This window comes from Lysinibacillus irui (genome assembly GCF_028877475.1).
Classification (GTDB): Bacteria; Bacillota; Bacilli; order Bacillales_A; family Planococcaceae; genus Lysinibacillus; species Lysinibacillus irui.
In genome coordinates this window covers 2766317-2788825 of the sequence record NZ_CP113527.1, presented here as the reverse complement: position 1 = coordinate 2788825, position 22509 = coordinate 2766317, and the positions used below count along the sequence as shown (strand labels likewise).

The window sequence follows — 22509 nt, the reverse complement described above, 5'->3', positions numbered from 1 at the left end:
TATGGTAGATACACAATTGAGGGAGCGTGTGTTTGACACTTTATACGGTGGGATTATCGGTGATCTAATGGGCGTACCAGTCGAATTTAAACAAAGAGGAACGTTCCGTGTGCAAGATGTGATGGGGTATGGTACTTACAATCAACCACCTGGTACTTGGTCTGATGATACTTCTCTAACACTCTGCTTGGTAGAAAACATTATTGAAAAAGGCGATACCAAAACATTGATGAACAAATTTGTGCAATACATGGAGCATGGCTATCTTACACCATTTGGCGAAATGTTTGATATTGGAATTACTACAGCGGAAGCCGTTTCCAACTATAAAAAAGGTGTTCCGCCAGCACAATGTGGTAAAACGGGCGAGTTTGATAATGGCAATGGTACACTAATGAGGATAGCTCCTTTAGTATTCGTGGTCATGCATGAGTTAGATTTTGCTAAAAGAAAAGAATTAGTTCATCAATATACAGAGATTACTCATGGTCATCCGCGATCCATAGTAGGGTCCATCATTTACATTGAGCTATTATTAAGCTTATACCAAAATAATTCACTAGAAGTGGCCTTAAAAGAGGTATTTGACTTACTGCAAAATAATTTACAAAATGAAATGAAAGCAGAGTTAGATGCTTACACAAGGATTTTTCATGAAAACTTTTTAAATACGCCTGAAGACGAGATTAAATCAAGCGGCTATATTGTTCATTCGCTAGAAGCGGCTATTTGGTGTGTAGGTAATTCTACAACATTTAAAGAAGCGATTCTGATGGCAGTTAATTTAGGAGAAGATACGGATACCGTTGGAGCCATTACAGGTTCGATAGCGGGTATGTATAAACAGTTGGATAAAATTCCGGAAGAATGGTTGGGTAAAATTGTCAGTAAACAAAAGGTTGATGACTTAATTTTGGCGTTTTACGAGTATTGTGCAGCACAGGTGTAAAGAGAATGTAAACGAAAGGATGTGTCAAAATGCTTCCTATACATAATGCAAATTTACCAGCTACAGAGAACGACATTCTACAAGTGGAACATAGTATATCATGTCAACTCCCAACCGTTTATAGGCGAGTCCTACAAGAGGTGAATGGTGTATCACTGGCTAATGGGGTGTTAATTTACGGTACAGAGGAATTGATAGAAAGAAATGAGACTTGGGAAGTGGAGGAATATGCGAAAGGCTATATAGCTATTGGTGACGATGGTGGTGGAATGGTATTTTTAATGGCCATTCAGGGGAATAATTCTAGCGTTTTTGCAGTAGATGGCGGGGATATGAATCCACAACATGCCACGTTGGTCACTATGGACTTAAGTAAGTGGCTACAAAATGGCTGTCAGTAAAACAAATTAATCAGTATAAATAGTAGAAGCTTATTCCTATCTTTGGAATGGGCTTTTTTAGGTGGGTTCTATGTCTTTTCTTGGAGAAATAAAGCTAAATTATTACATATTCTATTAATTATTTGTATTTTTTAGAAAATTATGTTGAATTATTGGAGAGTGGTAGTATAATAAAATTATAGTTACAAATTTTGTTAATAATTCCTTTGTTTAAAGAGTTTTTAGCAAATTATGTAATTATAAATTAAAACTAATGAAATGAGGCGATATTTTATGATTAACATGATTCAATATTTAGAGCAAAATCCGTCGTTGGTAACATTGTTAAAAGAAAAAAAAGCTTCTTTAATTGGTGTAACAGATCTTGAACAAAAAGCAATTTTGGATTCGTTTGATGAAGATGTATGTTTAGAAAATCGTGTTTGGTATTAAAACATAAAAAAAATAAATGGTTTGGGCTTGCTATAGGTATCTATTTAATTTTAGGGATGTACCTACTTAATGTTACTTATAGCAAACCCTTTTTAAATATTGAGTTAGAAAAAATAAATAATAATTGGACAATAACGGATTCCTATTATAAAAATTGGGCAACAAAGCATCAAATTACACCTGGGGATATTGTTTTAAATGTTGATGATGTGAAAATAAATAATTTATCTTATATATCCTTTGATTCAGCCATTAGGGCAGCAAAAGAATTAACGATCCAAAAGCCTGATGGAAAAATAATCTCTATACAAATAAAAAATCTTGATATACCTCAGCAATTTTACTATTTATTGATAATACCGGCATGTTACTATGCTTTGACATTATTTATTACGGTATATTTATATTTTAAAAAAATAAATCAACACCTTACCAATTTACTAATATTATTTATTCTAAGTGTTTCTTTAGCATATGTGAGTATTGGTGCTTCAGGGCGTTTAGATAGTATAGGTATGATTATTAACCGTAGTAGTATGCTATTATGTTTAGTAATTCTGTTACTTTTTTTAGAAAATTATTTTGCGTTTTTAAAGATAAAATGGCTCTTTATAAAAAAACTAAAAGTATTTTTTTTATTTCCTGTTTTAGCGATTGCGTTTAGTGTTTTCAGTATTTTTTATCCATCAATCAACCCTATTCTATCTGAAATTGTGCTATGGGTATTTTTTCTATTATTAATATTAAATCTTGGAATATTGATTGTAGGTTATTTTAAGTATAAATTATCTCAACTAAAGATATTGTTAATGAGTATCATTATTCCATTTTTGCCCTTTCTACTTTTCTATGCATTACCCCAAATCTTATTCAATACACAATTACTCTCTGCTGATATTTGTTCATTATTTCTAATGCTTATTCCATTCAGCTTTATATTTACACAACTTACTGAGCGTATTTTTGATATGGAGTATTTCATTTCTCGATTACGTTATTATTTTAATTTTTCTTTTGCTTTTACACTATGGCTGTTATTGGGGCTGTATTGGCTTACGGATCTTTCGATTACACGCATGACGGAGATTTTCTTTTTCGCTTTTCTCTCGTTAATGGCCCTGTTTTACATGAAGGAGCGGATTGATTATCGTAAGCGGAAAATCCTTTTCTCTACGAAAGGGGACTACATTCATCGCTTGTATACTACCGTTGATAGTATAGGTCGAGTGGTCAAAATCGAAGATCTATTGGAGAAATTTGTGCAGGAGGTTGTGCTCCAGCTTGAAATGGAAAGTGTTTATGTTCTGACCTATGATTTTCAAACACATCAGGTGACGTTAACGAATAAATCGAAGGAATACACGCAACATCAAATTGATGAGGTCCTTGTCGAGCGTTTAGGGCTAGGGGATATTAAAAAAACAGATCATTTCTATATCGCCTTTATTCATCAAGATGCGAATTATAAACGAATCCTTGTTGTTGACCATAATAAATCGATTTATCTAAAGGATGAGGAGTTGTTATGGCTTGAATTGTTATTGCTCTATTTAAACAATTTTATTGAAAATACGAAAATGGTTGAGGAGCTTTTAAATCAGTTAAAGCATATGAAAGAGGCTGATAATCGACAACTACCGTGGCTCAATAAATTACTTTGGCTACGCTTCGAGGAAGAAAAATATCAACTTGCTCAGGAACTTCATGATACGATTTTACAGGAACAGCTTCATATTGCGAGAGAAATGGATGTCCTTATGCATACAAAGGAAAAAGAGGAGATCCCAGCGAGACTCATAAAGCTGCATGAACATATGGTAACTTCCTTGAATGATTTAAGGGGCTACTGTGAAAATTTAAAGCCACCACTTCTCGATACGTTAGGATTAAATGCCGCCCTTGAAAAACTGATTCAAAAAATTCATAAACGAGCAAATTTTGTGTTGGTTTATACGATTGATCGACTTTATTTAGAGGATGAACGGTTAAACTTAATGATTTATCGCTTGTTCCAAGAATTGTTAAACAATGCTCTAAAACATTCCAATGCGAATACCGTTGAAATCTATTTATTAGGCACTGAAGAAGGTTTTGAAATTTTGTATACCGATGATGGGGTAGGCTGTAATATAGATGACATTCTACTTGCGGATTCTATGGGCATTCAAGGTATGCAAGAGAGGGTTCAGGCTTTTAATGGGAAATTCGCCTTAGATAGCAAAGTAGGTGAAGGACTAACCATTCGTATACAAGTTAGTGAAACCAATCAAACGCATCCTTATACGTATAGTACGCTGAACCGGCCAACTTATATGATACGAGGATAACCAAATGAGGTGTAAGCACATAGGCATATACTTATTTAAACCTTTTAATCTCTTCGTAGAGGCTACGAATGCGGATTAGAAGGCTTTTGTTTTTTGATATCTTTTACTTTTTGAAAGGGTTGATCAAAAATAAAATATTATCATCAAAAAAATATTGTTTTATAAGAGAAGAATAGAGAGAAAATACACTTTTTACAATTATTTCTCCAGAACAAAGGAAATTATAGCAGCAAGACCGATATAATTCATTAGAAGGATTAAGGAGGTCAATAGATTTGAATAAGAAATTATTTTTAACAGCAGCAGCCGTTCCAGTAGCACTAATTGTACCAGCTGTAGCAAATGCAGCAGAAACGGTTTCGATTAGTGGTGAAAATATTGTCAATGGAACATTAACAGTTGAGCAATTACCTAATAATGCAGTGGTCAATCTCTATCAATGGTATTACCTAGAGGACATTACGAGTGAAGATAGTTCAAATTCAGTAACAAATAAGCCGATTTCTGGCGCAACTTCACGATCATTTAAAGTGCCAGTTGAAGCAGCGGGAAAATCAATCTTTGTAGAAGCAACTACAATTGACGGTAAAAAGTTTCAAAGTGAGCCACGTGATATAAAAGCATTAGACTTGGACATCACTATTCCAACTTTGGAGGGTCATTCCTCTTCCAGTTTTGTAGCACCTGGTGAAACAGTGAAAGTAGCTGGCGTTTCTGTTACAGATAAGGGTGGTGCCAAACTACAAAGTGACCAAATTACATATAGTTATCAATGGTTTTATAAGCTTGGCGATAATTCCTTCACAATTATTGAAGGTGCCGCTGGGAGTACATATACAATTCCAAAGGACGCCATTGAAAAAGGCATCAAGGATATTAGCGTCACTGTTAAAGCAAAAGTAGGTCTTTCTTTTGTGGAATCTAAACTTTCAAATACCATTACTGTATCGACCGTACCTACTGATACGTTAACAAATGAAATTAAAGCATTACTAATCCATGATAATAAATACAATGTATCAGATTTTGAATCATTCGAAGCCAAAATAAAGGAATTAGAAAGTAAGTATCAAGCTTTATCGGCACCAGCAAAAGCAAATGTGTCCAATTATGATGTTCTAAAGAGAGCCCTCGCTGATGTGGCACTACTCAATAAATTAGAAGAAAAAGTAGATAAATTACAGGACGTGAATGAAAAGGATCGACCTAAATATATTCAAGAGATGGAAGAGGCCTATAATAAGCTTGATCAGCTACAACGCAGCTTAGATGCGAATGAAGTCCTCTATACGAACATTAAAAATTTATTAAATGAGCCAAATGATCTGGAGGAAATTTCAGAAGTTCGACGATTAAATCAAGCTATTGTTCATTTACTATCATACGAAAATTCTCTTGCACAATATGTACCTTCAGATAAGGATACCCTAAAAGCGTTAGTGACTAGCATTGAAGAGGATATCGCAAAGTTATCCCCAAATTATCGTGGTGCAATTCAAAATCAAGCTATTTTAACAGAAGCTAAATCCGATATTAAAAAAGTGGAGCAATTTATTAAATCCTTTGATAAATTATCGGCAGACAATACACCGAATAAGCAAGTTACAGTGGCGAAGTCCATTCGATCTGCCTATGAAAAATTGACGTATAAGCAATTAAAATTAGTATCAGACAAGTATGTACAGCTTTTAGCGACAGCGGAAAGTGCTGAAGTGAGTCAAATTGCCGCATTAAATCATGATATAGAGAGCTATATTGGCGATGATATCTATCCAATCAATCCATCAGCTAGCTCATGGCAGAGTCATGTCAATAATGTCAATCGTATGATTAAAGAATATAAGAGCTTAACGAAAACATCGGCAGCTCAAATTGTTGGCTATGACAGTCTTGTTACTTTACAAAAAGATTTAAAAGCAGCTGAAAAAGTGATAAAAGATATGGACGCTTATCAAAAATTATCTCGAACAGCTGGCGTGACAGAAAGTAAACTGAATTCAAGCTATACGAGTGCTCTCAAAGCTTATAATAAGCTTACGACTTTACAACAGTCCCTTGTCTATAATGCCGATGACTTTTTACTGAATACGCCTAAGGTTTCGATTGATGACAATGGTAAAGTGCCTGCTGATAAGGCTGCTGCGGAAGCATTGAAGGCCGAAATAGCTAAATTTGCAGATGTCACTACCTTTACATTCAAACAATTAGAATCCGCAACTGATAAAGCGTCAGAAACGTATAAAAGTCTATCGTCAGGTGCAAGAAAATATGTGACGAATTATTATTTATTAACAGCAGCAAAGAAGGATATTTCAGGTGTGAAATCATTCCATAAAAAAGTCCAGACAGCTAGAGAAGAAACAGATGCTGCTAAACAAGCTAAAAAAATTGAAACAGTGCAAAAAGCGTATGCTAAATTACCTTCGAATCAACAACATTTAGCAAAAGAGCAATATGAGGCTTTATTAAATAATCAAATTATTGATGAAAATGCGCCGAATATTACACAGCTAAATCATGATATTGCAAGCATTTTAGCAAATGATCTTTATACAGTTTCCATTGATAGAATTAAAAATCTATCGACACAGTATAGTAGCCTTAGCTCAAGTGATAAAAAATTAATTACAAATTATGATATATTAAAAGCAGCATTGGCGGATGTCAAAAAGGTAGAATCCTTTATGAAGACTTATGAGAAATCGTTTAATAATAATCCAAGTACAGTCATCAAGGCATTTGAAAAGCTGACGTCTAAACAAGTGAGCCTGATTGATGCTGCGACTAGACAGTTGATTATTGATAAGCAGAAAGGGCAACAGCAAACAAATGAAAGTGCTTTGCTGTTAATTGAGTCTATCAATTCTCTAGTTGTAAAAGGTGAATATATAGCTGGGTTAGAGGAAAAAGTGAAAGAAATTCGTGCGATTTATGATCAATTAAGTGCTACTGATCAGAAGATCGTAAAAAATTATTCGAAGCTGACACAGGCGGAAGGGGATTTGAAAAAGGTAGCAGACGTTCATGCTCTATACGTTCCAGTGGATGGAGATGAGAAGGCTCGCAAAGCATGGCAAACTGCCTATGGTAAGCTTTCAAAGAAATTAGAGTTACTTTATAACAACATGTATCCAACTGAACAATAATAATTACTACAAGAAGCCCCGATGGATTTTCGGGGCTTTCTTTATAGATAAAGTCATTATTATTTGTCTAGTAAATTCAATGTTCGCTATACTATGTACTACAGAGAATGAAATTTTTTACATAAACGATTGTAGTTTCACAAAGAAGGTAGGAACAAAAGATGTATAAAATAGGTGTTGTTGGTCCCGCTAAATCGGTTGAGAGAATTATTGCGTTAGCACGGGAAATTGAACAGGATATGGAGTTTATTCCGTATATTTATGAAGTGGCGACGGAAACAAAGCATCTTGTCGAAACCTATAATCAGGATGTGGATTTCTGGCTATTTTCTGGCTACATCCCCTATAAGCTTGCCAGTCAAACGAATGTTTCCAAGGATAAATTGACTCATATTATTTTTTCCGAAGCAGCCATTTATCGGGGCTTTTTAGAGCAGTCCTATCAACAAAAAAAGTTTATTGAAAATGTCAGTATCGACATCATCCCATCGCCTTCCCAAATGGCGTCAGAGAGTCTTGCGGAAATTCAGCATAATGTCCATCACATGTATTTAAAGGAATTTGATGTGGCTGTTAATCCACAAGAGCTATTTGATTTCCACTATGATCTCTGGCAGGCGGGCAAAATCGATTTTGCGATTACTTGCTATCCTTCTGTTGATGAAGAGCTGAAAAAACGAGGTGTGCCGTCTTATTGGGTTTCACCGACCAAAACGGAAATTTACCATACCGTTCAGCTTTTTACAGAAAAAATCAAAACGTCCTATTATAAAGAGACCCAAATTGGTGCAGTTATGCTGGAAATAAAGGACTTCGATTCATTAAAAGAAAGAATGAAGCAAGGGTACCGTATACAGTATTTAGAATTGCGCATAAAGGAAAACCTGCTTCAGCTCTGTGAACAAATTGATGGCTCACTGATTGAAGAAGGGAATGGAAAGTATACTATTTTTAGTACAAGGGGAGCCATTGAAGGACAAATCCAATTTTTACAGGAAAAAATGTACCAGCTGTCCATTGAAATGGAAGCGAAGGTAACGGCAGGCATTGGTTTTGCTCAAACGGTGTTCAATGCTGAATTACATGCTCATCGAGGATTAAGACAGACGAAGGAAAATGAAGCGGTAGATATTGTTATGATTCAGGATGATGGAACAATTATTGAATCCGTAGGGAATGTAGAAGAACTTACGTATTCCTATCGAGCAGAAGACCCTTTTATTTTAGAAAAACTAAAAAAAGGTAATATTAGTGTAAAAACGTACATGAAAATTTATGCGCTTGTGCAGAAAATGCACTGGAAGCATTTTACGACAAAGGATTTAGCGACACAGCTTCAGATGAGTGAAAGAAATGCCCAACGAATCGTGGCAGATTTATGTGGAGTGGATTTAGCGAGAATTTGTGGAGAAGAATTACAGCATACTCGTGGTAGGCCGATAAAAATGTATCAGCTTGTTTAAAAATAATGAAGATGTCCCAAGCCAAAAATGGTTTGGGGCTTTTTTTGTCCTTTAAAAACTGATTTATCAAGGAATTGTGAACCTTTTAAAGAGATGAATGTTCGTTTACAAAGACGATTATCTATTAGAAATTTTCAAAAAAATATTGTTTTTTCATAGAAGTTTGATTATTATACGAATATATAACGAAAATGTCGGTATATAAAAGGGGTTTTATTTTACTAGATATTACAAGGGGGCAAAGATCATTAAGGAAAAAAAGCAGTGAAGTAGAGACTGCAATGTTAGAGAATGTTTTGAGATATGGGAGGGATATGAATGTTAACAAATGAAGTAACTAAAAAATCTAGAAATGTTATCCTTGCGCTATTATTTTTGGGCTGGTCTTTAGGAAACTTAGACCGTTACATTATGAACTATGCAGTTGTTTCAATTACAGGTGATTTGCAATTAGATGCATCCTCTACGGGTATTATTTTAAGCGCTTTCTTTTTAGGCTATGCCATTATGCAAATACCAGGTGGCTGGCTTGCTGATAAATTTGGCGCAAAACGAATCTTACTGTTGGCTGTTATTATGTGGTCTATTTTCACCGGTCTAACAGCAATTGCTTGGTCATTAACGGCTATGATTGTGATTCGCTTTTTATTTGGCATCGGAGAGGGTGGATTTCAGCCAGCGAGCTCTAAGATTATTGCGACGATTTTCCCGAAAGAAGAAAGAGGAAGAGCCATGTCCATCATGCTTACTTCTGGAGGGATTGTATCATTAATTGTGCCGCTGCTAGCTGCTTATTTATTAGGAACGATAGGTTGGCGCATGATGTTTATTATTATCGGGTCGATTGGAGCGATTATTGCCTTATTATACTGGAAGTATATTCAGCTTCCGAAGGCTGAAATAGTAGAAGAAGCTGGGACAAATCATCCTACTACAAAGGTAAATTTTAAAGAATTATTGAAAACACCACTTATGTGGAATTTGATCATTGCATATTTTTGTATTTATGCAGTGAACTGGGGATTAGTTTCTTGGATTCCTACGTATCTTCAGAAAAATCGTGGATTGGATTTAATGTCCATTGGCTGGGCACAAACAATTCCTGCTATTACAACGATTATCGGTGTGTATGGCAGCGGATTTATTATTGATAAGCTACCAAGAGGAATAGAAAAGGTACTAGGGTCCATATCCTGTGCAGTTATCGGCATATTATTGTATTTAATGTTTACGGCCAAAACAGTGACGTTATTTATTGGTTATCAAACAGTTGTTTCGATCTTTATTGCGTTCGTCATTACGTTATTACCTGTTATCGTACTGAAGAAATTACCTTCTTCAATTACAGGTTCGGCAATGGGTATCGCCAATACAGGTGGACAGTTAGCAGGTTTTGTCACACCTATGGCCATTGGCTTTATGGTAGATGCTTTTAATGGTTCGTTTGATGCGGCATTTTGGATGTTAATTGGCTTTGCGCTCATCTGTATTGTGTCCATTGTCACGCTTAATGACCAAAAAGGGACTTTATTGAAAGCATAAAAATTGGAGGGACTTTAATGAGTTTTCACGAAAAAATTTCGACATTAATTGAAGCAAAACAAGAAGCTAGTGTGGCATTAAGTGATGCTATATGGGCTGTACCAGAGCTTCATTTTCAAGAAAAAAAATCAATGCACTATATGAAAGAGGCGCTAGAAAAAGAGGGTTTTCAAACCGAAGTGGGTGTTGCTGGACTTAGTACAGCTCTGATAGGGACGTTTGGTTCTGGAAAGCCTGTCATTGCCTTTTTAGGGGAATATGACGCACTTCCTGGTTTGAGTCAAAAAGGTGGCGCTACACAACATGAACCTATTGAAAATGGAGGAAGCGGTCATGGCTGTGGGCATAATTTATTAGGAACTGGAGCCTTTGCTGCTGCTGTGGCAGTGAAAGATTATCTTGAGCAGCATAATCAATCAGCAACCATTCGATTTTACGGCTGTCCTGCCGAGGAAAATGGTTCAGGTAAAGCGTATATGGCAAAAGCTGGACTTTTTGATGATGTTGATATTGCGATTTCTTGGCATCCAGGTACATTTTCTACTGTAATGACTTGTAGCTCTCTAGCAAACTATGCTGCTACTTTTAAGTTTACTGGGAAAAGTGCACATGCAGCAGCAGCACCACATCTTGGACGAAGTGCTTTAGATGCTGTTGAGCTGATGAATGTTGGGGTAAACTACTTACGAGAACATATCATTCCAGAAGCTCGTGTGCATTACGCCATCACAAACTCTGGTGGAACTTCACCGAATGTAGTACAACCCTATGCAGAGGTAACCTATCTCGTTAGAGCCCCTAAAAAACAACAAGTACAAGAGATTTATCAGCGCGTTGAAAATATTGCAAAAGGTGCAACGCTTATGACAGGTACGTCGCTTGACATTGATTTTGAGGGTGCTGCTTCAAATCTCATTACAAATAAAACACTTTATGATGTAATGTATCAACAAATACTTGAAATTGGTATGCCAGACTATACAATAGAGGATGAGCAGTACGCACAGGCAATTTTTAATACATTTACACCTGAAGTACAAGCTTCTTCGTTGGTAGGTTTGCGTAAAGAAGATGTTAAGCGTTTACAAGGAAAAGTCATTGCGGATCACGTCCCAGACATGCTCCCTGAATTTATTATGGGTGGCTCAACAGATGTTGGAGATGTCAGCTGGAAAGTACCAACCGTACAATGTACAACCGTATGTATGGCATTAGGTACACCGTTGCATACATGGCAGGTTGTTTCACAGGGGGTTATGCCAATTGCGCATAAAGGTATGCTACAAGCGGCTAAAATCATGGCTTGTACAGCTATCGCATTACTTGATAATCCAGCATTAATTGAAGAAGCAAAAAAAGAATGGCAAGAACGTCTTGATGGAGAGACATATATATCTTTAATTCCGGAGGGAACACAGCCTCCAAAGCTATAAAAGGATAGCGATCTAGATAGAGTCTTCATAGGAGAACTATGAAGGCTCTGTTTTTGTATCTTTTGAAAACCCCTTGCTATGCGAGGGGTTCCAAAGGGCTTCTAGCTATGGACAAGAAAAAAACCCCAGCCGTACAATGAAATCAGGTCTGGTCAACCGACTTCGTACGAAAGGGGCTCCAAATGGATAATAAAAGTTTAGCACACACGACATGGAATTGTAAGTATCACATCGTCTTTGCGCCAAAATATAGAAGGCAGATTATTTATGGAAAAATCAAAGCAGATATAGGTAGAATTCTTCGCCAGTTATGTGAAAGAAAAGGAGTAGAAATCATTGAAGCTACAGCTTGTCCTGATCATATTCATATGTTGGTGAGTATTCCACCAAAAATAAGTGTTTCATCGTTTGTAGGTTATTTGAAAGGGAAGATTAGTTTAATGATATTCGATCGGCATGCGAACCTGAAATACAAATATGGAAATAGGAAGTTTTGGTGTCGCGGATATTATGTAGATACAGTAGGTCGAAACAGAAAAATCATACAGGAATATATAAAAAATCAATTGCAAGAGGATATTCTTGAGGATCAAATGACTATGAAAGAATTCATTGATCCATTTACAGGAGAAGAAATACAAGCAAAAAAGCGAAAATAATAAAACCACTTTAGTGGTAGCGTGAAAACGGAGTGCGGTTGGCGGACCTTTCAGTGTGTCTTTAGACATGGGCCAGTACCCCAGCGTTTCACGCGTAGAGCAAACCACCAGTTAGACTGGTGGTTCTGATTGCCTCATTTTGAAAGGAGAACACATCAATGTCAACACAAGCTAATCATCATGAACATGATCAACTAGTGGCACAATGGGTGACACAATTTCGTCCTGCTGCAAAAGAGGGACAATGTGCTAGTTATATTCCAGCCTTAGCCAAAAAAGACCCGAATCAATTAGGTATTGCGATTATTGGAAATGATGGCCGCGAAATCAAAGCAGGAGATACAGCAGAATTATTTACGCTTCAAAGTGTCTCCAAAGTTATTACATTTATTTTAGCCTGTATGGATCGAGGAGTACCTTATGTGTTAGAAAGAGTAGATGTGGAACCGACAGGAGATACCTTTAACTCGATTATTCGCTTGGAAAGCCATCAGCCAGGAAAACCTTTTAATCCAATGATTAATGCAGGGGCTATTACAGTGTCCTCTTTGCTCGCTGGGAGTTCGCCACAAGAGAAGGTCACAAAGATTCTAGCATTTTTAGAACAAATCATCGGCAAGGAATTAAGTATCAATGAAGAGGTATTTCAATCGGAATGGCAAACAGCTAATCGAAATCGAGCATTGGCCTATTATTTAATGGACTCTGGTTTCCTTGATTGTCCAGTAGATGCGGCACTTGAGGTCTACCTGAAGCAATGTGCGATTGAAGTTAATGTCTCAGATTTAGCCATGATTGGTTTAGTCATTGCCAATGACGGCTATCATCCACTATTAAAGAAACAGCTTTTTCCTAAACAAGTGGCAAAATTAGCGAAGGCCTTGATGGTGACATGTGGTATGTACAATGCTTCAGGAAAATTTGCAGCATTTATTGGCCTACCTGCTAAAAGTGGTGTGTCAGGTGCAATCCTAACAGCCGTTCCAGGACATGCTGGCTTGCATTCACCGTTCCCCGCTGGCTGTGGTATAGGTATTTATGGACCAGCTATCGATTCAATCGGCAATAGTGTCGCTGGTGTACAATTACTCAAGCATTTAGCGACGGAATGGGACATGACAATTTTTTAACAAGTGGAAGATGGCTTCAGGGTAGTCTGAAGCCATCTTCTTTTTATTTTTTTCTTTTGATTTTATAAATAATCAATAGCGCGATAAACCAAATTGGTGTTAACAGCAGTGCTGTACGCGTAGCCTCAGAAATCAACATGACAATAAGTAAAAATGCGAAAAATGCAAGAATGACATAGTTGATAAATGGTGTTAGTGGTGCTTTAAAGTTTGATGCTTCATGTAAAGCACGATTTTTTCGTTTATAGATGATGTGAGAAATAACAATAATGCTCCATACCCATATAAAACAAATTGCACTAATCGTCGTCACAATACTAAAGGCATTCTCTGGCATCAGCTTACTTAGCAATGCACCTACTGATACAACAACAGCAGACACAACGAGTGCGTTACTTGGAACACTGTTTTTGTTCAGTTTTGCAAACGCAGGAGAAGCTTGTTTATTGTTACCAAGATTAAAGAGCATTCGACTTGTAGAGAATAAACCACTATTACCAGCTGAAGCGGCAGAAGTGAGTACAACAAAATTTATAATACCAGCAGCAATTGGAATTCCTGCTAATGTAAATACTTGGACAAAAGGACTGTTTTCGGCAGACATTTCATACCATGGATTGATACATAAAATAACAAATAATGCTCCTACATAAAAGAGTAAAATACGGAATGGAATTTTATTAATGGCAGACGGAATATTTTTTTGAGGATCTGCTGTCTCAGCAGCTGAAACCCCGACTAATTCTACACCAACGAATGCAAAAACAACCATTTGAAAGGCCATTAAAAAGCCATATAACCCATTTGGGAACACCCCACCATGTGCCCAAAGGTTTTCCACAGAAACTGGCCCAGAGCTAGTATGAAAGCCTGTCACTAACATAATAAGTCCGATAATGATAAGAGCTACAATAGTAATAACTTTAATGATGGCAAACCAAAATTCTAGCTCCCCAAAAAGCTTAACTGTTAATAAATTCAGTAGTAATAATAATACTAAGCAACCAATGGCTGGCACCCACTGTGGGATATCAAACCAATATTGTGTATAAACCCCTACAGCAATAATATCTGCCATGGCCGTCATAATCCAACAGAACCAGTATGTCCAGCCTGTTACATAGCCAGCCCAGGATCCTATGTATTCAGATGCAAAATCCGTAAATGATGTGTAGCCCGCGTTAGATAGTAACAGTTCGCCTAATGCGCGCATAACAAAAAATAGTGCGGTACCGACAATTAAATAGGCTAAAATGATGGAAGGTCCTGCAAGGGCAATGGCTTTCCCTGAGCCTAAAAATAAACCAGTGCCAATCGTTCCACCAATGGCAATAAGCTGCACATGGCGATTTTTTAAATCACGTTTTAATTGTTGCTGTTCCACGTTAATCCCCCTCAAAGATGCGTAAAAACTATGACTGGAAAAATAAAAAAGAGACTAGTTGTGACACTAGTCTCGGAAAAACGTCAGAATAACAAATACCATTTATTCGCAAATATTTCATGAAATCTTTTAACATTCATGTGGCTTCGCTTATAAAAGCTGCTATTACTCCTCTGTCCTTTTGCCTGAGATAGTGAACCCTTCGGCGACGCATTGTGCGCTCTCTCCAGAACTGCTCCTGCTATAGTTTGATCCATAGCATTCATAGCTTATTAACTTTCTAATCAATTGTTATTGTAAGATATTATACATCCTATCAGTGCACGTAAAATAATTCAACAATAAATTTTAACTATTTTCAGAAAAATAGAAGAATGGGTTACTAAATGGGAAATCTCTGACGAAAAATAGGAATTCTAGACATAGAAGATTTAGTAAGGAGAATTGCTAAAAAAGGGGAGACACTTTTAGTGGAAGCTTGCATAGGGAGAGAAGCAAGCAGGAAAGACGGTATAGTTCGCTCCAAAGAGTGGTGAGGTCACCCCTTCTGTTGGAAAGGCGCTTGAAAAGGGGGTAGCTCCGCTCTGAACATGAAGGCAATGTACTCAATATTGTCGAGAAACTACTCAAAGCCGGGGGAAGTGATCAATCTGGAGAGTGAACCGCTCAAAGGAAGAGTGAATCCGCTCCAAAAGAGTTGCAAAGTGATCATTATGTGTGAAGAACCGCTCCAAACTGCTGTCGAAGCGATCATTCTGGAGGGAGAGCCGCTCCAAATTGATGTCAAAGTGAACAATCTTCAGGGAGAGCCGCTCAAAGTTTCGGAGAAGTGATCAATCTGTAGGGAGGACCGCTCATAGGAAGAGTGAACCCGCTCCAAAAGTAGCGAAAAGCGCTCAATATGATGCGAGAACCGCTCCAAAAGAGTTGCAAAGTGATCATTCTGGAGGAAGAGCCGCTCCAAATTGATGTCAAAGTGAACATTCTTCAGGGAGAGCCGCTCAAAGTTTCGGAGAAATGATCAATCTGTAGGGAGGACCGCTCACAGGAAGAGTGAACCCGCTCCAAAAGTAGCGAAAAGCGCTCAATATGATGTGAGAACCGCTCCAAAAGTGTAGCAAAGTGCTCATTGTGTGTGAAGAACCGCTCAAAATTGATATCGAAGTGATCATTCTACAGGGAGGACCGCTCACATGAAGAGTGAACCCGCTCCAAAAGGGTAGCAAAGTGCTCAATCTGTAGGAAGAGCCGCTCCAAATTGATGTCAAAGTGATCATTCATCATGCAGAGCCGCTCAACTAAGATTGCAAAGTATCAGTCTCTAGTAAGGACCAATTTACAGTGTGGTATCATTAGGGAAAATGGGCTATAGGTTACCCCTTTTTGTTGGGTTTTTTTCTGGTCCAAATGCAGGATTAAAGACTGGTTGAAACGAGAGCTAGTATTTAATGATTTGCAATAGATATAATATAGTAGAAACTCTGAATTTTTTAAAAAAGAAGTCGTCTCATAGTTCTTTGAGACGACTTTTTTTCATGAGAGTATTAATATTTTTTTGCTTTTATTTTACCAGTCCAAGTTTTAAAACCGCCTTGAAGTTGGTAAATTTGGTTGTACCCACGTTTTTTAAGAAATAATGCAGCACGTGAGCTACGGCCTGTATTTTGACAGTATAGATATACTGGTAAATCTGGGCGGATTTCTTTATAACGTTGACGAAGTGTTGTAGAAGGAACATTACGTGCACCAAGAATGTGACCTGCATCAAATTCTTTTTGTTCACGGACATCGATTAGCTGTGCTTTACGATAGCCTTCTATGAATTGCTCTTGTGTTAAGTTGGTTACGGCTTTTTTTAGTCGTAGTGCATTAATACCAATATATGCAATGATAACTACTAAAACGACACCGATTGTGATAAGTATGTCCAAGATTTTCTTACCCCTTTCTATCTTCTCTATTATTATAAAAGATGCGCTAGCGATAGTCCAATGAGTTTGATAAAATTAACTAGGTTGTGGCAAATTCGTCTATTTTGTTACAAAAGCATATCGAGCAACCGTAGAGTAATTTTTGTTAAGGTTGAACCACAGGTGGGGCCTGAGGGATCATTTTATATTTGTAGGAGATGAACATATGACAACTTGGTATTTTTTAAATTCAGGGAAATGTAGTCCTTCTTTTAATATGGCGCTAGATGAAGCATTACTTGATTGGCATAGTGAGGGGTTAATTCCACCAGTGATCCGTTTTTATGAGTGGGAACCTGCGACACTATCAATTGGTTATTTTCAACAAGCCAAAAGAGACATTAATTTAGATGCTGTTCGAGAACAAGGTTTAGGTTTTGTCCGTCGACCAACTGGTGGACGAGCTGTCCTGCATGAACATGAGCTAACATATAGCGTCATTGTTACTGAAAGTTATCCGAATATGCCAGAGTCTGTGACAGAAGCATACCGTGTATTAAGTGAGGGAATATTGCAAGGTTTCCACAACCTAGGAATGGATGCCTATTTTAGTGTTCCTGATACAGAGGAGAAAAGAGCTGACTTAAAGAGTCCGAAAAGTGCTGTTTGCTTTGATGCACCAAGCTGGTATGAACTTGTCGTTGAAGGGAAAAAAATAGCGGGAAGTGCCCAAACACGTCAAAAAGGTGTTATTTTACAGCATGGCGCCATTTTATTAGATTTAGATCAAGAGAAATTATTATCGGTATTTAATTTCTCAAGCGAGGAAGCAAAGGATCGTATGCGTAGAAAGCTGCCAGAAAAGGCAGTCGCGATTAATAGTCTTGTCAAAGAGCCAGTGACAGTTGAGCAATGTGTGACAGCTTTTCGAGATGGCTTTGCAAAATCGTTGCAAATTGATTTAAAACCATTTACACTTTCAGAGGAGCAATTAGAATATGTCCATGCATTAGAAGAAAAAAAATATGCATGTGACGAGTGGAACTTTAAAAAGTAAAAAATGGTATGGAAAAAATATTTTTTTACGTTCAATCCTAGTTATAACAAGTAGTTCTGAATCTATTTAAAAAAGCAAGAGTTGAATTAAAAAACTATATATAGTATCTTTTTTTAAGACATATACACAATATGTAGTGTTTAATAACACATGATATTGTGTATTTATTTTGTAATGAAGAAAACAAGGGAGGCAAAATGATGGTACTCACAAATCATCAACCCGATGTAAACAAACAATTTGAGCAATTAAACAAAGATATTGAACAATTTTCACAGGTTCACCCAGTAACACCTGACATGCATATCACACATAAAGGTGTATCAAGACTTGTCATGATCGATCGCTACTCGTTTAAAGACACGGAAAAGAAAACACTAAAAGCTGGTGATTTTGTTGTTTTAACGGTAAAAGCTGATCCAAAATTCCCTGCACGAGGTTTAGGGACAATTCAAAAGCTGGACATGGCTACAAAAACAGCAGATATTTTGATTGAGGAAGATTATCGTAGCGCATTAGACGATCCGCAAGAGCAGGAAACGGGTGTGATTACACGTTCAATTGACGTGCTAGAAAAGCCTCTTGAAATATTTTATGAACAAATCGCAAAACGAAATGCAACGGGCCTTGCCGCTGTTGAAAAAACACCAGAAAAACGTCAAGAATGGTTTGAAAAATTTTATGAGCAATTAGTATCCTTGAAATTCATTCCAGCTGGACGAGTGATTTATGGAGCTGGATCTGAAACTGATGTAACCTTCTTTAACTGTTACGTTATGCCATTTGTCGCTGACTCTCGTGAAGGTATCAGTGATCACCGTAAGCAAGTTATGGAGATTATGAGCCGCGGTGGTGGTGTTGGAACAAATGGTTCAACATTACGCCCACGTAACACGCTAGCACGTGGTGTAAACGGTAAATCATCTGGCTCAGTTTCTTGGTTAGATGATATTGCTAAATTGACACATCTTGTAGAGCAAGGTGGATCACGTCGTGGAGCACAAATGATTATGCTAGCAGATTGGCATCCAGATATTGTGGAATTTATTATTTCGAAAATGCAAAATCCACGTATTCTGCGTTATTTAATTGAAAATACGACAGATGAATCAATCATTCGACTAGCAAAAGAAAAATTAAACTTTAAACCTCTTTCTATGCAGGAAGAAGCGATGTATCAAGGCATCGTGAACTACAAAAATATAGAAGGCTTAGGTGGATTCGATACAGCGATTATACGTGAAGCTGAAAATAAGTTACGTGATGGTGGTACTTATACAGTTCATAATCCTGAGTTTTTAACAGGTGCGAACATTTCCGTAACATTAACAAAAGAATTTATGGAAGCCGTTGAAAATGATGCTGACTTTGAGCTTCGCTTCCCAGCTGTAGAGGAATATACAAAAGAAGAAATGAACATTTACAACACGGAATGGCATAAAGTTGGCGATGTTCGTGAATGGGAGAAAATGGGCTATAAAGTCCGCACATACCGTACAATTAAAGCAAAAGAATTATGGAATTTAATTAATGTTTGTGCAACTTACTCTGCAGAGCCAGGTATTTTCTTCATCGACAATGCAAATGACATGACAAATGCCAAAGCATATGGACAAAGTGTTGTAGCGACAAACCCATGTGGCGAACAACCACTTGCACCATATTCTGTGTGTAACTTAGCTGCTGTGAATTTAGCACAGTTTGCAAATAAAGAAAATCAATCAGTTGATTACGAAGCACTACGTGAAACAGTACGTGTAGGCGTTCGTATGCAGGATAATGTAATTGATGCAACACCTTACTTCTTAGAAGAAAACCGTGTACAAGCACTAGGCGAGCGTCGTGTAGGTTTAGGGGTAATGGGCTTAGCAGATTTACTTATTTATTGCGAGAAAGAATACGGTTCAGAAGCAGGCAATGCTTTAGTCGATGAAATCTTTAAAACCATTGCTGAAACAGCATATGAGGCGTCTACAGAGCTTGCTAAAGAACGTGGTAGCTTCCCATTCTTAGTAGGTGCTACTGACGAAGAAACAGCTCGTTTACGTAAAGCCTTTACAGAGACAGGCTATATGCAAAAAATGCCTGCTCACATTAAAGAGCAAATTTTAGCAACAGGTATTCGAAACTCACATTTATTAACTGTTGCGCCGACCGGTTCAACGGGAACAATGGTAGGTGTGGCAACAGGTCTTGAGCCTTACTTCTCCTTCACGTACTACCGTTCTGGTCGTTTAGGTAAATTCATTGAAGTGAAAGCTGAAATTGTCCAAGAATATTTAGAGCGTCATCCAGAAGTAAATGAGCAAGAGCTTCCAGAATGGTTCGTTACAGCGATGGAGCTAAAACCAGAAGCACATGCTGATGTTCAATGTATTATTCAAAAATGGATTGATTCATCTATTTCTAAAACTGTAAACGCACCAAAAGGCTATACAGTACAGCAAGTTGAAAAAGTGTACGAGCGACTATATAAAGGTGGCGCTAAAGGCGGTACGGTCTATGTTGATGGTAGCCGTGATTCACAAGTACTTACACTAAAAGCTGAAGAAAATGATATGGATCAACTTTCATTTGAAGAGGAATTAGTAGAAGAACATACAAAACGTCCGGTCGTATTAGTAGATACGATTCAAGCGTTAGAGTCAACAACTGTAATTGGCTCTGACGTAGGGAATACATGCCCTGTATGCCGTAAAGGCACAGTCGAAGAAATGGGCGGCTGTAATACATGCACAAACTGTGGCGCACAGTTAAAATGCGGTCTATAAATTAGATATAAAATCAGTTGTACCTTTTTACCCCTTTAGATAAGATAATCTAAAGGGGTATTTTTTGTTTCAAATGGAAATATTTTGTTTAGCGATTTAGGAACGAATTTTTGAATACAGAAAAGATGATTGAGGGGGTATGTAAGTAAATGGATGTTTCACAAATTGTAGAAAAAATTAATGAACTTTTTAATGTGAAAAATAAGAAAATCTATGCTAGTGAATCTGGGATTACATACAAGGCAGATAAAAAAATAAAAAAAATAGGATACTGTGTTAACCTAACCCTTGAAACAATAGAGGAAGCAAGAATTCAAGGCGTTGATATGATGTTGACACATCATGATGCTTGGGAGGAACTATATGGATTGAAAGACGCATGCATCGAAAAACTAGCGGAGTATGGTATAAGTCACTACTATAATCACTTACCGCTCGATGACTGTCATTTTGGAACAAATGATAGTTTATTAAAAAAATTGAACTTAAAAAATATGAAAAGAACCCACGAATGGGAAGGATTATATTTTGGTAGAATCGCTGAATACGATAAAGAAATTGAATTTCATGAATTCGTATCAAAAATTGAAAACGTACTTGAAGAACCCGTTAGATTTTGGCGGTTCAATGACAAAAAGGTGAAACGAGTGGGCTTAGTCTGTGGTAATGGAGCATCAACAGCTTGTCTTAAGGAAGCCGTTGAACATAAGTGTGATACATACATTACAGGTGAAAGTAATTTGTATACGATTCAATATGCTCAGTTTAAAGGAATAAATCTAATTATCGGAAGTCATACTTTCACAGAATTACCTGGAATTGAAAGTTTAGCATTGAAATTGAAGGCCAATAATAAAGATCTTGAAATAGTGAGACTTAACGAATTCCATCATGAAGCGAATATAAGATAAGGCATATTAGGAAAGAGGAAATCTTTCAGTAGGTGGCTGAGCTCATAGTGTGCTCGTGATATTAATTTTTTGCCGAACTGGTAGTAAGGAAAAAGTGTTTTCCTACCTCGGGTACTTTTAATGATTTATTCAAGGGAAAGTTTGTTTGTTGAAATAGTGATAAATGTATAAGAATAGAAAAGGGTGAAGTGAGGTATGAAAGTTCATAGAATAGATCATATAGGTATATTCGTTCATAATCTTCCTGCTGCCAAAGCATTTTTTCTTGACTTAGGTCTAGAAATACTTGGGGAAGGAAAAGTGGAAGGCGAATGGGTGAAGCGGATGGAGCAGATAATAGGGCTTCAAGACGTTCAAGAGGAAGCTGCCATATTACGCACAACAGATGACACAAATCTAGAAATAGTAATGTTGCGTACACCAGAAGGGGACACAAAAATAGAACTAGTAAAATATCACCCGCCATCAGATGAAAATGGCCAACAGCATCCTTTAGTAAATAATATAGGTAACCAGCATATAGCCTTTGCAGTTGAAGATATTGAAGCCCTAGTTACCAAATTATCAATGAAGGGGGCAGAACTTATTGGTGAAATATATAATTACGAAAACGTTTATAAGTTATGTTACGTTCGTGGACCAGAAGGAATTATTTTGGAGCTTGCTGAGGCGATTAAATAATCTTGCAACTAAAATTACTTCATTATGATTACTCAAATTCTATTCATCAATTGTAACGTCTAAAAAATCATCTCCCCTCTGTAGATTTTTAGAGGGGAGATTTTTTTTGATGGATATTTATGTTAATATCACTATAAGATTGAAGTAGATTGAATCTTATTTAGGGAAGGCATAAGTTGACAATCTTCCCATAAGAAAAATCATGATTTCCAATGGATGCATTCAATATAGAAATACAGTAATTCCTTTGCAAAATTTAATTTAGGAAAGAGTTTATTCGTGTTAATAAAGGATTATAAAGTTACTCATAGTG

At 37.0% G+C, this 22509-nt stretch carries 17 protein-coding genes and 1 riboswitch; of the genes, 15 read left to right on the top strand and 2 right to left on the bottom strand.

All coding sequences use genetic code 11. The features are described from left to right. The first annotated feature begins 1 nt into the window (after position 1). The 10 genes from OU989_RS14085 (at position 2) to OU989_RS14040 (ending at position 13482) form a co-directional block, all read left to right on the top strand. The gene (locus OU989_RS14085; protein WP_274793667.1) at positions 2 to 949 is read left to right on the top strand and encodes an ADP-ribosylglycohydrolase family protein; all 948 of its coding nucleotides are present in this window, start codon (positions 2 to 4) and stop codon (positions 947 to 949) included. Between the two features lie 29 nt (positions 950 to 978). After that, positions 979 to 1350 (top strand): SMI1/KNR4 family protein, encoded by a 372-nt coding sequence (locus tag OU989_RS14080; RefSeq protein ID WP_274793666.1) that lies wholly within the window; start codon positions 979 to 981, stop codon positions 1348 to 1350. 273 nt (positions 1351 to 1623) lie between these two features. Further along, on the top strand, positions 1624 to 1782 hold the full coding sequence (gene comX / locus OU989_RS14075; protein WP_274793665.1) for a competence pheromone ComX: 159 nt from the start codon (positions 1624 to 1626) through the stop codon (positions 1780 to 1782). After that, the gene (locus tag OU989_RS14070) at positions 1755 to 4109 is read left to right on the top strand and encodes an ATP-binding protein (RefSeq protein ID WP_274793664.1); all 2355 of its coding nucleotides are present in this window, start codon (positions 1755 to 1757) and stop codon (positions 4107 to 4109) included. The genes comX and OU989_RS14070 overlap by 28 nt, the downstream gene beginning before the upstream one ends. A gap of 275 nt (positions 4110 to 4384) precedes the next feature. Continuing rightward, entirely contained in the window at positions 4385 to 7255 is a 2871-nt protein-coding gene (locus tag OU989_RS14065; protein WP_274793663.1) for a hypothetical protein, read from the top strand. A gap of 161 nt (positions 7256 to 7416) precedes the next feature. Beyond that, on the top strand, positions 7417 to 8718 hold the full coding sequence (locus OU989_RS14060) for a hypothetical protein (protein WP_274793662.1): 1302 nt from the start codon (positions 7417 to 7419) through the stop codon (positions 8716 to 8718). Positions 8719 to 9036: 318 nt separating this feature from the next. Continuing rightward, a complete protein-coding gene (locus OU989_RS14055) occupies positions 9037 to 10260 on the top strand; it encodes an MFS transporter (RefSeq protein WP_274793661.1) in 1224 nt (407 codons plus the stop codon). A 17-nt stretch (positions 10261 to 10277) separates the two neighbouring features. Continuing rightward, complete coding sequence (locus tag OU989_RS14050; RefSeq protein ID WP_274793660.1) at positions 10278 to 11693, top strand: M20 family metallopeptidase; 1416 nt, start codon at positions 10278 to 10280, stop codon at positions 11691 to 11693. 182 nt (positions 11694 to 11875) lie between these two features. Beyond that, entirely contained in the window at positions 11876 to 12352 is a 477-nt protein-coding gene (tnpA, locus tag OU989_RS14045; protein WP_274793659.1) for an IS200/IS605 family transposase, read from the top strand. Between the two features lie 158 nt (positions 12353 to 12510). Next, a complete protein-coding gene (locus tag OU989_RS14040; RefSeq protein ID WP_274793658.1) occupies positions 12511 to 13482 on the top strand; it encodes a glutaminase in 972 nt (323 codons plus the stop codon). A gap of 43 nt (positions 13483 to 13525) precedes the next feature. Here OU989_RS14040 and OU989_RS14035 read toward each other — a convergent pair whose 3' ends face one another. Continuing rightward, the gene (locus OU989_RS14035; protein ID WP_274793657.1) at positions 13526 to 14866 is read right to left on the bottom strand and encodes an amino acid permease; all 1341 of its coding nucleotides are present in this window, start codon (positions 14864 to 14866) and stop codon (positions 13526 to 13528) included. Positions 14867 to 15029: 163 nt separating this feature from the next. Further along, positions 15030 to 15106, bottom strand: a riboswitch (glycine riboswitch). 401 nt (positions 15107 to 15507) lie between these two features. On the opposite strand from OU989_RS14035, the gene OU989_RS14030 reads away from it, so the two are divergent. Continuing rightward, the gene (locus OU989_RS14030; RefSeq protein ID WP_274793656.1) at positions 15508 to 15699 is read left to right on the top strand and encodes a hypothetical protein; all 192 of its coding nucleotides are present in this window, start codon (positions 15508 to 15510) and stop codon (positions 15697 to 15699) included. Positions 15700 to 16410: 711 nt separating this feature from the next. Here the strand turns inward: OU989_RS14030 and OU989_RS14025 are convergent. Continuing rightward, positions 16411 to 16797, bottom strand: a complete 387-nt coding sequence (locus OU989_RS14025; protein ID WP_036122960.1) for a rhodanese-like domain-containing protein — start codon at positions 16795 to 16797, stop codon at positions 16411 to 16413. A 205-nt stretch (positions 16798 to 17002) separates the two neighbouring features. On the opposite strand from OU989_RS14025, the gene OU989_RS14020 reads away from it, so the two are divergent. The 4 genes from OU989_RS14020 to OU989_RS14005 all read left to right on the top strand — a co-directional run bounded on the left by OU989_RS14020 (position 17003) and on the right by OU989_RS14005 (position 22196). Further along, positions 17003 to 17833, top strand: coding sequence for a lipoate--protein ligase family protein (locus tag OU989_RS14020; RefSeq protein WP_274793655.1), 831 nt, complete (start codon positions 17003 to 17005; stop codon positions 17831 to 17833). Positions 17834 to 18033: 200 nt separating this feature from the next. Beyond that, positions 18034 to 20604: a vitamin B12-dependent ribonucleotide reductase gene (locus OU989_RS14015; RefSeq protein ID WP_396631784.1), complete on the top strand. Its 2571-nt coding sequence runs from the start codon at positions 18034 to 18036 to the stop codon at positions 20602 to 20604. Positions 20605 to 20753: 149 nt separating this feature from the next. Further along, positions 20754 to 21515 (top strand): Nif3-like dinuclear metal center hexameric protein, encoded by a 762-nt coding sequence (locus OU989_RS14010; protein WP_274793653.1) that lies wholly within the window; start codon positions 20754 to 20756, stop codon positions 21513 to 21515. 195 nt (positions 21516 to 21710) lie between these two features. Further along, positions 21711 to 22196 (top strand): VOC family protein, encoded by a 486-nt coding sequence (locus OU989_RS14005; RefSeq protein WP_274793652.1) that lies wholly within the window; start codon positions 21711 to 21713, stop codon positions 22194 to 22196. Positions 22197 to 22509 lie beyond the last annotated feature (313 nt).